This window comes from Wenyingzhuangia fucanilytica (assembly GCF_001697185.1).
GTDB lineage: Bacteria > Bacteroidota > Bacteroidia > Flavobacteriales > Flavobacteriaceae > Wenyingzhuangia > Wenyingzhuangia fucanilytica.
The window spans coordinates 2,765,796-2,778,447 of record NZ_CP014224.1 but is presented as its reverse complement, the minus strand read 5'-3'; the positions used below and the strand labels follow the sequence as shown (position 1 = coordinate 2,778,447).

The following is a 12,652-nucleotide window of genomic DNA, read 5'->3' as shown; positions in this document are numbered from 1 at the left end:
CAAACTGGTAAACCAATTTAATTAGTTATGAGTAAAATCAAATTTATTTTAATATTCGCGAGTGTTTTGTTGTTCGCATGTCAATCTAAAGAATCAAATTCTGTAGAAAAACTAACTACTATTAAAGAGCTTCATGCTAAAATAGCAACGGCAAAAGCTGGTGATGAAATTGTTTTGGCAAACGGTGTTTGGAAAGATGTTGAAATTGTTTTTAAAGCAAATGGAACAAAAGAAAATCCAATTGTTTTAAGAGCAGAAACTCCAGGAAAAGTATTTATAGAAGGAATTTCTAATTTAAAAATTGGAGGAAATCATTTAGTGGTAAAAGATTTACACTTTAGAAATGGTTATACACCAACAGATGTGGTGATTCTTTTTAAAACAGATGATGATACTCCGGCTAATCATAGTAAAGTTACCAATTGTGTTATAGAAGAATTTACACAGTTAGATAGAGATGCTACGGATCATTGGGTAGAGTTTTGGGGGCAACATAACGAGTTAAGTCATTGTTACATTGCGGGTAAATCTAATTTTGGACCTACAGTAAGGGTTCAGTTAAAAGGAAATCAGCATATAAATAATCATCATCAAATTATCAATAATCACTTTGGACCACGCCCTAGAAAAGGTGGGCCTCATGGAGAAACTTTGCAAATCGGAGATAGTGGTACTTCAATGACTCCTTCGTACACAAACATTTCTAATAACTATTTTGAAAGATGTAATGGAGAAGTTGAAATTATTTCTAGTAAATCAAACTTCAATATTTTTAAAAACAATGTTTTCTTTGAGAGTGAAGGATCACTTGTGTTACGACATGGAAATTATGCAACTATTGAGGGGAATGTATTTATAGGAAATGATAATTCTGAGTTTATCGGAGGGATTAGAGTTGTAAATACGGGTCACTGGATCATGAATAATTATTTTTATAAGCTAAAAGGTTCAGAGTTTAGAGCGCCATTAGCGGTAATGAATGGAATTCCAAAATCACCATTAAACAGATACAATCAAGTTACAGATGTAGTGGTAGCCTACAATTCTTTTGTAGAATGTCCAACTCCGTGGTTTTTTAGTGTAGGTTCTAATGTAGATAAAAGTGCTGTTTTACCAAAATCAGAAATTCGTTCTGCAAGACCTATTAGAACAGTTTTTGCAAATAATTTAATTTACAATAATCAAACAGCAACTAACCCAATTCTTAACTACGATAAGGTTGATGGAATCCTTTTTGAAAAAAACATCACCAATAACGAAAACAAAAGTGAAGTAAAGCCTAAAGGATTAACAACTGTTGATTTTTCTGTAAATAAGCTTAGTGATAACTTATTTGTGCCAACAAAAAATAATACAGAGGTCTATAATGGATTTGATTTTGAAAACATAAACACTGATTTATTTGGTGAATCAAGAGCTAAAAATAATGCTGTTGGGGCTATTACCATTCCTGTAAAAGAAAATATGGTTTTGGTTAACGAATCTAATTATGGTACAGATTGGTTCAATCCTAAAAAAGAAAAAAGAGAGCCAAAAACGTTTACCATTCATCCAAAAGATTTAAAATCGACAATAGCAAGTGCAGAAAATGGAGATATCATTGTTTTGGAGTCTGGAGAATATACCCTAGATACTACTATTGATATTGATAAAAAAATAACCATCACCTCTGCGGATGAACATAAAAAAGTATTGTTGAATTTTACTGCTAACAACACTGCTTTTTTAATGAAACCAAAAGGAGATTTACGTTTGCAAAACATAAGTGTTAAAGGAAATAAAACTCAAAACGCCTTTGCAACCTTAGACAAAAACATGTCTAAAGCCTATAATTTGTTTTTAAACAATGTAGAAATTTCAAACTTTAAAACTGCTTTAAGTGTTTCAAAAGGATCTTTTGCAGATACAATTTCAGTTAAAAACACAAGTGTCAAAAATTTAGAAAATGGATTTTTATTAAATCAAGAAATTGATGCTAAAGGAGATTATAATGCAGAATTTGTGTTTATAGAAAACAGCAATTTTGATGAGGTAAAAGGTACTGTGCTAGATTATTTCCGAGGAGGATATGATGAGTCTACCATTGGAGGGAATTTAATTTTTAAGAACAATACTATTACCCATTCTGGTAAAGAATCAGCAGATAAAATTTTAATCAAGAACCAAGGAATTGTACAAGCAGAAATTTCTGAAAATACATTCATCAATAATCCTGTAAAATTAATCGCTATTCTTTGGGGAGAAAAAGGTCAAAAACCAGAAAACAACAAGATTAAAAATTCTGGAGAATTTAAAATTGTACAAAACCTAAAACAAAAATTGATGTACTAACATCAATCTGTTTTGAGTATAAAAACATTAAACATGAAAATAAAACATCATATCGTTCTTTTATTAACTTTTATTGGGCTGATTACGGCTGTAGAAGTAAAAGCACAAGAACATCCTAGTTTAATTTTAACCAAATCTGGAGTAGAAAAAATTAGGAAAGAATTAGGGACTGTACCTTTGTTTGATGCTACTTTAAAAAATGTTCAAGCAGAAGTAGATGCAGAAATTGAGTTGGGAATTGATACGCCAATTCCTAAAGATTTTTCTGGAGGCTATACGCATGAAAAACACAAGAGAAACTTTTTGATGATGCAAAAAGCTGGGGTGTTGTTTCAAATTTTACAAGATGAAAAATATGCAGTTTATGTGCGTGATATGCTGTTTCAATACGAGGCAATGTATAAAGATTTACCAGTACATCCGCAAACAAGATCTTATGCAAGAGGTAAATTGTTTTGGCAATGTTTAAACGATTCTAATTGGTTGGTTTATACAAGTCAAGCTTATGACTGTATTTATGATTGGCTATCAAAAAAAGAGAGAAAAAAGTTAGAAAAAAACTTGTTCAAACCTTTTGCTGATTTTATTTCAATTGAAAATCCACAGTTTTTTAACAGAGTTCACAATCATAGTACTTGGGGGAATGCAGCGGTTGGAATGATTGCATTGGTAATGGATGATGCTGAGTTGTTAGAAAGAGCTTTGTATGGTTTAAAAGATGATGGATTGCCTGCTGGTGCTAAAGATAATGATGGTGGTTTAATTAGAGAAGAAGGTCAACAAACAGGTTTCTTGGCCAATATAGATGAACCTTTTTCTCCAGACGGATATTATACAGAAGGGCCTTACTATCAGCGTTATGCCATGTATCCTTTTTTGGTTTTTGCAGAAGCTTTGCAAAATGTAAAACCTGAATTAAAAATATTTGAACATAAAAACGGAGTTTTACTAAAATCTGTAACTGCTTTGTTGAATTTAACCGATGCTGATGGAAAATTTTTTCCGTTAAATGATGGACAAAAAGGAATGTCTTATTATTCAAGAGAATTGGTTACAGCTGTTGATATTGCCTACTATTACGGAGGATTAAATCCACAGTTATTAAGTATTGCAGCTAAGCAGCAAAGTGTGTTGTTAGATGATTCTGGTCTAGAAGTGGCTTTGGCTATTCGCGATGGTAAAGTAAAACCTTTTCAAAAAAAATCAATCAATTTAACTGATGGTGCTGATGGAAAACAAGGTGGTGTTGGTGTATTAAGAAGTGGGAATGAAGATTTTACTTTGGTGTTTAAATATGCTGCTCAAGGCCTAAGTCACGGTCATTATGATAAACTTTCTTACTCTTTATATGAAAAAGGAAATGAAGTAATTCAAGATTACGGATTGGCAAGATTTGTAAATATTGAGCAAAAAGGAGGAGGAAATTACTTAAAAGAAAACAAAACTTGGGCAAAGCAAAGTATTGCGCATAATACGGTTATACAGAATGAAACTTCTCATTTTAGTGGAAAATACGAAATAGGAAGTAAACATCATTCAGACTTAAACTTCAAAGATTTTTCTAACGAAGATTTTCAAATCATTAGTGCAAAAGAAACAAATGCATATCCAGGTACAGAGTTAAACAGAACTTTGGTGATGATGAATCTTAAAGGATCTGATAAACCTATAGTTATTGATTTGATGAAAGTTGTATCCAATACTCAGAATCAATACGATTTTCCATTTTATTTTATGGGACAAGTGGTCAACACCAACTTTAACTATGTTACAGAAAATAGCTTAAAACCATTAGGAACTAAAAATGGATATCAACATTTGTGGTTAGAGGCAAAAGGGAAATCTTCTGAAGAAATCAATCAATTTTCTTTCTTAAACAAAGAAGTTTTTTACACCATTTCTACAGCAAGTCAAAAAAACGATGAGTTGTTGTTTACCAGAATTGGAGCCAATGATCCTGAATTTAATTTAAGAAGAGATGCTGGGTATATGATTCGTAGAAATGCAAAAAATACTGTTTTTGCTAGCATTATAGAACCTCATGGAAGTTATAGTCATGTATCAGAATTCTCGGTAGATTCTAAAAGTCATATAGAAAATCTAAAAGTTGTTCATGATGATGAAAATTATACAGCTGTAAAAATTACGACTGTTGATAAAGAACAGCATTTAATTATTATTTCAAACAATAAAGACAAAAATTCAAAAGAACATACATTAATAATCAACGATAAAGAGTATAACTGGAAGGGCTCTTATCATTATTCAATAATCAAATAAATTTTAAAAAGATGAAACGATTTAGCGAAAAGTATATCATTACAAAAGATATGGAGTGGGAAGAACTTGGTGGAGGAGTATCAAGAAAATTCTTAGGTTACGACAACCAAATTATGATGGTAAAAGTAAAATTTGAAAAAGGTGCTTCAGGAGCTCCGCATCAACATTTTCACACCCAAGCTACTTACTGTGCTGCTGGTAAATTTGAGTTCGAAATTGATGGAGTAAAGAAAATAGTAGAGGCAGGTGATGGAATTTATATTGAACCTAATTTATGGCATGGAACTACTTGTTTAGAAGAAGGGATTTTAATTGATACGTTTAGTCCTGTAAGAGAAGACTTTTTGAGTGGTGATGGTGTGTCTTATTTTGGAGATAAAGAGGAATAAAAAAAATGTAAACAATTAAACTTAACGATATGAAACTAAAAGATAAAATTGCCATAGTAACAGGTGGTACAAGAGATATAGGAAGAGCTGTTTCTATAAAATTAGCAAAAGAAGGAGCTAAGGTTGTTGTGAATTATTATAACAACGAAGAGAATGCAAAAGAAACACTAACTGCAATTAGAGAGTTAGGAGGAGAAGCGATTATGGTAAAAGGAGATATGACCATTAAAGCTGATGTTGATGATATGATTAAAAAAAGTATTGATGCTTTTGGTGATACTATTGATATTTTAGTAAACAATGCAGGTGGATTGGTTGCTAGAAAAACGATGGCTGAGATGGATGAAGATTTCTTTGATAAAGTAATCAAGTTAAATTTAAATTCAACATTTTTAGTGTCCCAGGCTGTTTTACCATATATGAAGTCTGGAGCTTCTATTGTAAACCTTGCTTCTTTAGCAGGTAGAGATGGAGGTGGTGGAGGATCTATTGCATATGCTACTTCTAAAGGAGCGGTAATGACCTTTACAAGAGGTTTAGCAAAAGAGGTTGGTCCTAAAGGTATTCGTGTAAATGCATTATGTCCTGGTATGATTGCTACTACTTTTCACGATACTTTTACGGTAGATGCAATTCGTGAAAAAGTTGCTGCTTCAACTCCTTTAAAAAGAGAAGGTCAGGCAGAAGAGATCGCAAATACAGTTGCTTGTTTAGCTTCAGATGATACTTCTTTCATCACAGGAGCCAATATAGATATCAATGGAGGGCTTGCATTTTCATAGTATGTAATTTATATACATAGTTTTCTATAAATAAAAAAGGATGAGTATTTACTCATCCTTTTTTATTTATAAAATATCATTTTGTTAAATAAACCAACTGTAATATGGTGTATGTGTAATTTTATCCTATTTTTTTTGTGTTTATATAATAAATTTTAAATAAAAATTTGTTTATCCTAATCCTATTGTATATATTTGGTAAACCAAACTGGTAAACCAATTTAATTTAAACTTAAACAACGTTAAAATGCAAACTATTAAACTATATATGAAAGGCGAAACTTAGGGGAAAAAATAAAGGATGGGTGCACGCCCATCCTCTATAAGGTAAAATTACTTCATTCTGAAGGGAAGTAATATTTAAAGCATGTGAACTATGAATAAACACGCTTTTGCAAAAATAAGAAAATTATCTATGTAAAGCGTGTTAAGGGGAGTTTAAACATAAGTTAAGCAAAGCAAGCTAGTATTTATGTAACACTCTATAACAGGGGTTTAAACTCGTCAATTATTAACTTAACTTAACACTAATACCAATGAAACTAAAGAAAAGTATAACATTAATTGCTTTATTGTTTTTCAATATGGCATTGTTTGCTCAGGAAAACTACAGTTTAACAGGGACTGTTTTGTCTGGTACGGATAATAGTCCAATTCCAGGAGCAAACGTAATTATTAAAGGAACTTCCACAGGAACAATTTCTGATTTTGATGGTAATTATCAAATTACGGTAAAAAAAGGAGATGTGATTGTGTTGTCATATTTAGGATTTAAAACACAAGAAATTGTTGTTTCAGATCAAAAAAAGATTTCTACTAAGCTTCAAGAGGATTCATCTGAGTTAGATGAGGTTGTAATTGTAGGATATGGTAGTCAAAAGAAATCTCACTTAACCGGAGCTATTTCAAAAGTTAAAAACGAAACCTTAGATCAAATAGCAGTATCTCGTGTAGATGATGCTTTAGTAGGTCAAGTTTCTGGGGTAAACATTCAAGCTACCGATGGTGGTGCAGGTGCTGCTCCAACTATTAGAGTGCGTGGTGTAGGTTCTATTTCTGGAGGAATTGATCCATTAATTGTAGTAGATGGATTGGTTGTGGATAATGATTATCTAAGTGCATTAGATATGAATGATGTTGAATCTTTTGAGATTTTAAAAGATGCAGCTTCTACAGCTATTTATGGATCTAGAGGTAGTAAAGGGGTAATCATGATTTCTACTAAAACAGGTAAAGAAGGTAAAACTAAATTTACTTATAGTGCTTATACTGGTTTAAAAGAAGCAAGACAAAGCGATGCTTACTATTCTACTGTGGCTGGAACTGTAGCAGCAGAACAAGCAGCTACAGGTACATTGTCTGCTAGAACTCGTTATAAGCAATTAATTGGTGTAGATACTAACTGGCAAGATATTGCTTTTGATGGTGGAACAATTACTAGTCATTCATTATCTGCAAGAGGAGGTAGTAAAAGAACTAAGTTCAGTACTTCTTTAAATTATTTACATGATGAGGGAGTAATGCTTACTGATGATTTTAAGAAATACAATTTAAAAGCTAAGATTGACACAGAGGTAAATGATAAATTTTCTTTTGGTGCAAATCTTTCACCATCTTACACAGAAACTAGACGTTTTGATGGTTCTACTCATGATATTTTAAGACAACCTTCTTGGTTACCAGTGTACCATGATGATAATACTATTCAGTTTGTTGATAGAACTGTTTATCCTGATGTAAAAGTTGGAGACTATGCATTACAACGTCATTTTGATAATTATGATTTAGATGGGAATGGTACTTTAATAGATATTAGTAATACATCAAATACAAACCCAGCGGCTAAAGTTTTAGAGAGAGACAGAAGAGATAAAAAGTTTAAAATGTATGGTAGTGTATATGCTAAATACGATTTTACTAAAGACTTAAGTTTTAAAACAACTTTAGGAGGGGATGTTCAGTATACTGATAGAAGAAGATGGCAAGGAGTATTGTCTAACAGAAACGGAGCAAGTGCTGCACAGTTAGATCTTACAAATGAAAAGCAAATTCACTTGGCAAATGAGAACTTCCTTAGCTATGATAAATCATTCGGAAAACATGATGTAAATGCTATTTTAGGTACTTCTGTAGAAACTTGGAATTATAATTATGAAACTACTCAAGGTACTGGATATAGTTCTGATTTATTACAAACAATGAGAGCAGCAACATCTATTTCAGATTATAACTCATATGAATATGAAAGAAACTTATTGTCTTACTTCGGAAGGGTAAATTATGCTTTTGATAGTAAATACCTATTCTCTTTAAGTGTTCGTCGTGATGGAGTATCTGTTTTCGGAAAAAATCAAAAGTATGGTAACTTCCCAGCAGCTTCTGTAGGTTGGAATATTGCAAAAGAAGATTTCTTAAAAAACAGTGATCTTATTAGCAACTTAAAGTTTAGAGTAAGTTACGGTATAACAGGAAATCCATTAATTGATACTGGTGATGATTTAATAGATAACTATCCATCATTAGCATTATTAAACCCTTCTACTGCAATAGTAGATGGTGATGTAACTACAGCTTTTAACCCTATTAACATAGCCAATGCAGATTTACAATGGGAGCGTTCTGTAGAGATTAACCCAGGGGTTGATTTTGGATTCTTTAATAATAGAATTTCTGGTTCTGTAGATTATTATAAGCGTAATAGTGATCAGTTATTATTATATAACCCAGTATCATCTACAACAGGATTTAGTAATGCTCTTGTGAATTTAGGAGAGGTACAAAACGAAGGTTTAGAATTTGAATTAAGAACTAAGAACCTTTCTACTAGTTTCTTTAGATGGACTTCATCTTTTATAGGGTCATTTAACAAAAATACTTTAGTAAATTTTGCAGATTCTAACGGACAAATTCAGAATGTAGATACTAAAAGAGCTGCTGAGTGGATTAACTCAGAAGGACAACCTATTTCATCATTTTATGGATGGGTAGTAGATAAAGAAATTCCAGTAGAATATTTAAATGATCCATATCATCCAATTGGAGCAGAAGCTCAAGATGTTTATGTAAAAGATTTAAATGGTGATGGAGTAATTGACGATGATGATAAAGCAAATTTAGGAGATCCTTATCCAGATTTTGTATGGAGTTTAACAAATGATTTTAAATTAGGACAAGTAGATTTTAGTTTTATGTTCCAAGGAAGTCATGGGGCTAAAGTAAGAAACATGGGAGACCAATACATCTTTAACCACTTTAACAGTGCACAAGATTTTAACCCTGCAACAACACCAAATCAAGGGTTTATTAAAGAAAAAATCTTTACAAACTCTATTGTTCAAGATGCATCATATGTTGCTTTAAGAAATGTAAATATTGGATACAATTTTTCAAAAGACATGGCTTCTAAATTAGGATTATCAAAAGCAAGAGTATATGCTACAGGACAAAACCTATTGTATTTAACAGCTAGTGACTATACAGGGTTTAATCCAGAATCAATTGATGATACAAGCGCTACTACTTATGGATATCAAAGAGCAGGTTCTCCAATTTTTAGAACCATTTCTGTAGGATTAAATGTAGAATTTTAACAAAATTTAAAAGACACACATTATGAAAAATATAAAATTTATAACCGTAGTTTTTTTAGCCATATTCGCCGCTTCGTGTGAAGATGACTTTTTAAGCCCGCTGCCTACCTCGGCTATTTCAGCAGATGGTTTTTATAACAACGAAGAAGAGTTAGAGGCTGGAGTAATTAATATGTACGATGGTTTACAAGGAGTAAATGATACAGACTCTGATAGTAATCACTCAACACAAATTGAGTTCTATCTTACAGAAATGAGAAGTGATAATACCAGAACTAAAAGTGGTGAAGGTGAAGCAGCTCAGTTTGAAACTTATACTGTTCAATCAACAAACGGTATTGTAGCCGATTATTATAGAAGTATGTATAATGTAATATATAGAGCTAACACAGTTTTAGAAAACATTGATGCTGCTACTACTAAAAAAGCTCAGTTTGAAGGAGAAGCAAAATTTGTAAGAGCTTATGCTTATTTTAACTTAGTTCGTTTGTTTGGAGATGTTCCGTTAATTGATAGAGTTATTGCTCCATTAGAAACAGATGTTTCTTTTACAAGAGTACCTACAGCAGATGTATACTCTTTAATTATTAGTGATTTAACAACTGCTATTAATGGATTGACAGATGGATCTAAAAACAGAGCTTCAAAAGCTGCTGCAGAAGGTTTATTAGCAAAAGTATATTTAACAACAGGAAATTATAGTGGAGCACAAACTTTATGTGAATCTATTATGCAGCCATCACGTGGTTTTTCATTAGAAGCTGACTATAAAGATATCTTTTATACAGAAGGTAATGATGAGGTAATTTTTGCAATTGGATACAACGGAAATGCTGTAAATGATAGTCAAAACTTTTCAGCAGAATGGTTAAATTCTGTAGGTAGAACAAGTGGAATGAATTATGTTACTGCTGATGTAAGAAATGCTTTTGCTACTTATGGAGGTGTAGAAAGATCAAAATATGCATTTAGACAAGATGCAGGACAAACTACACAATATCAAGTAGTAAAATATTTACCTAATGGAGATGCAAGTTTAGGAATTGATCCTACTTCTACAGACCCAACATTAGCAGGAAATGACTGGATTGTATTACGTTATGCAGATGTTGTTTTAATGCATGTAGAATCAATCTTAGCTGGTGGAGCATCAACTACTAGTACAAATGCAATTGCTTCTTTTAAATTAATTAGAGATAGAGCAGGTTTAACAACTCCAGCAATTATTACAAAAGAAGATTTGTTAAACGAGCGTAGAGTAGAGTTAGCTTTTGAGAATCAAAGATTTTTTGACTTAGTTCGCTTTGGTGAGGCTCAATCTATCTTATCTGCTTTCTCTGCAGCAAACGGATATAGTTTTTCTGGAACAGATTTATTATTGCCAATCCCTAACTCAGAAATTGGTTTAAGTAATGGAGTTCTTAAGCAAAACCCTGGTTATAACAATTAAAACTAATGAAGATGAAAAATTTATTTATACATAAAAAGATAATGGATATCACTAAGTTGGTGGCCGCTATCACATTATTACTAACATTTAATGCATGTACAGAAGATTTACCAGAGGCTGGTTCTAAACCAGATAACACTCCTCCAAGTAGTAGCTTTTCTGCAGAAGAACAAAGTGGGGATTATTTAACCTATTTATTTACAAACACTTCTGATAGTGCAACGGATTATGAATGGGACTTTGGTGATGCCGCTTCAGGAGCTGATAATACATCTACTGAAAAAGATCCATCACATACTTTTTCTGGAGAAGGAACTTATACAGTTACTTTAGTTGCTTCTGATAAATTAGGAGTAGAAAGTACGTTTAGCAGTACTGTTGAGGTTGTAGAACCAGATGCGCCAAGTGTATTTGTACCAACAATTTTAGAAGCTGGTTTTGAAGATGGTGGTTTAGCAGGTGGTACTGGTGATGGTCGTGATTCTTGGAGAATATCTGGAGGTAAAATATTTGGAATTACTAGTAGCCCTGTTCGTACAGGTTCTCAAGGAGCTAAGTTTGATGCAGGAGATCCTCGTGTTGCTTATCAAGAGTTAACAGTTACTCCAAATGCAGATTATATCGTTTCTATTTATTATACCATGAAAACAGATCCTGCTGGAGGAGCGTTGAGGTTAGCTGTTTTAGGAGAAGCTATCTCTAATGCCTCTGAAGCTGAAGCAGCTATTATTGCTTCTGTTAGTGGTACAGACCAAACAAGTGCAAGCGATTATGTACAAATGACGTTAGAGTTTAACTCTGGAAATAGAAGTACAATTGCTATATGGATTGATAGCAATAATATTACTGAAGCAAGAGTAGATGATGTGACTATTATTGCTAAACCAGAATAAATAATTTACAAATGAATTACTTTAAAAAAGAATTTATACTTGTTGTAGTTATTACTTTCCTATCTGTGAATGCTACTTGCCAAGAAAAGGCAAGTAGTACCACAGAAGTGGAAAAATCAGTTGAGGTAAAAAAGAAATCAAAAAAGAAGAAGAAAAAATACAAATTATCTAAAATTGATTTAAGCCATTGGAGTGTTACTACACCAGAACTAAATCACAAAGGTAAAGCGACTAATGTTGAGCCTCCTGAGATTTTAAAATATGCAACTGATAAAAGGTTAACTCCATACATGTATAATGATTCTATAACCGGAGCTTTAGTGTTTTATGCTTATCCAAGTAATGCAACAACTGCAAACACCAAATATTCTCGTTCAGAACTTAGAGAACAAATGGAACCAGGAAATAATAATGTAAACTGGACATTTAAACAGGGGGGAACTATGAAAGGAGTTTTAAAAGTTGATGAAATTTCTAAAGATAGCGACGGTAAACCTCATAAGGTAATCATTATGCAGATCCATGGAAGGTTAACCAATGAGCAACGTGATTTAATAGGGCAAAAGGATAATAATGCACCACCTATTTTAAAAATATATTGGCAAAATGGTAAAATTCGTGTCAAAACAAAAGTTCTTAAAAATTTAGATGCTTCTGATGAAGAGATTTTGCATGATGAAGCTTGGGGTGATGATGAAGGTTACACCTTTGATCAAGAAGTAGGACATAGAAAATTTACTTTAGAAGTTAAGGTGTCAGAAGGGAAGTTAATTGTAGTCTTAAATAATTTTGATTATAAAGTTTACGATAACATTCATATGGAAAAATGGGGAGTTTTTGAGAACTATTTTAAAGCTGGAAATTACTTTCAGTCTAGAGATGAAGGAGCTTTTGCAAAGGTTAATTATTATAAGTTAAAAGTTAAACATTAATATAA

At 32.2% G+C, this 12,652-nt stretch carries 8 protein-coding genes; all 8 read left to right on the top strand.

The window, feature by feature from the left end:
• Positions 1 to 27 precede the first annotated feature (27 nt).
• The 8 genes from AXE80_RS11245 (at position 28) to AXE80_RS11210 (ending at position 12,647) form a co-directional block, all read left to right on the top strand.
• Entirely contained in the window at positions 28 to 2,331 is a 2,304-nt protein-coding gene (locus AXE80_RS11245) for a chondroitinase-B domain-containing protein (RefSeq protein WP_068827345.1), read from the top strand.
• A gap of 33 nt (positions 2,332 to 2,364) precedes the next feature.
• The gene (locus AXE80_RS11240; protein ID WP_068827342.1) at positions 2,365 to 4,611 is read left to right on the top strand and encodes an alginate lyase family protein; all 2,247 of its coding nucleotides are present in this window, start codon (positions 2,365 to 2,367) and stop codon (positions 4,609 to 4,611) included.
• Between the two features lie 11 nt (positions 4,612 to 4,622).
• The gene (locus AXE80_RS11235; protein WP_068827339.1) at positions 4,623 to 5,000 is read left to right on the top strand and encodes a cupin domain-containing protein; all 378 of its coding nucleotides are present in this window, start codon (positions 4,623 to 4,625) and stop codon (positions 4,998 to 5,000) included.
• A gap of 29 nt (positions 5,001 to 5,029) precedes the next feature.
• Positions 5,030 to 5,782, top strand: a complete 753-nt coding sequence (locus AXE80_RS11230; RefSeq protein ID WP_068827336.1) for an SDR family NAD(P)-dependent oxidoreductase — start codon at positions 5,030 to 5,032, stop codon at positions 5,780 to 5,782.
• Between the two features lie 536 nt (positions 5,783 to 6,318).
• Entirely contained in the window at positions 6,319 to 9,372 is a 3,054-nt protein-coding gene (locus tag AXE80_RS11225; RefSeq protein ID WP_068827334.1) for a SusC/RagA family TonB-linked outer membrane protein, read from the top strand.
• 22 nt (positions 9,373 to 9,394) lie between these two features.
• On the top strand, positions 9,395 to 10,822 hold the full coding sequence (locus tag AXE80_RS11220; protein ID WP_068827332.1) for a RagB/SusD family nutrient uptake outer membrane protein: 1,428 nt from the start codon (positions 9,395 to 9,397) through the stop codon (positions 10,820 to 10,822).
• An 11-nt stretch (positions 10,823 to 10,833) separates the two neighbouring features.
• Positions 10,834 to 11,715 (top strand): PKD domain-containing protein, encoded by an 882-nt coding sequence (locus tag AXE80_RS11215; protein ID WP_068827323.1) that lies wholly within the window; start codon positions 10,834 to 10,836, stop codon positions 11,713 to 11,715.
• 11 nt (positions 11,716 to 11,726) lie between these two features.
• Complete coding sequence (locus AXE80_RS11210) at positions 11,727 to 12,647, top strand: polysaccharide lyase family 7 protein (RefSeq protein ID WP_068827321.1); 921 nt, start codon at positions 11,727 to 11,729, stop codon at positions 12,645 to 12,647.
• The last annotated feature ends 5 nt before the right edge of the window (positions 12,648 to 12,652 follow it).

Excerpts from the sequence above, each read along its gene's own strand:
- AXE80_RS11215 (WP_068827323.1), top strand. The coding sequence starts at position 10,834 with ATGAAAAATTTATTTATACATAAAAAGATAATGGATATCACTAAGTTG.
- AXE80_RS11210 (WP_068827321.1), top strand. The coding sequence starts at position 11,727 with ATGAATTACTTTAAAAAAGAATTTATACTTGTTGTAGTTATTACTTTC.
- AXE80_RS11245 (WP_068827345.1), top strand. The coding sequence starts at position 28 with ATGAGTAAAATCAAATTTATTTTAATATTCGCGAGTGTTTTGTTGTTC.
- AXE80_RS11230 (WP_068827336.1), top strand. The coding sequence starts at position 5,030 with ATGAAACTAAAAGATAAAATTGCCATAGTAACAGGTGGTACAAGAGAT.
- AXE80_RS11240 (WP_068827342.1), top strand. The coding sequence starts at position 2,365 with ATGAAAATAAAACATCATATCGTTCTTTTATTAACTTTTATTGGGCTG.
- AXE80_RS11220 (WP_068827332.1), top strand. The coding sequence starts at position 9,395 with ATGAAAAATATAAAATTTATAACCGTAGTTTTTTTAGCCATATTCGCC.
- AXE80_RS11235 (WP_068827339.1), top strand. The coding sequence starts at position 4,623 with ATGAAACGATTTAGCGAAAAGTATATCATTACAAAAGATATGGAGTGG.
- AXE80_RS11225 (WP_068827334.1), top strand. The coding sequence starts at position 6,319 with ATGAAACTAAAGAAAAGTATAACATTAATTGCTTTATTGTTTTTCAAT.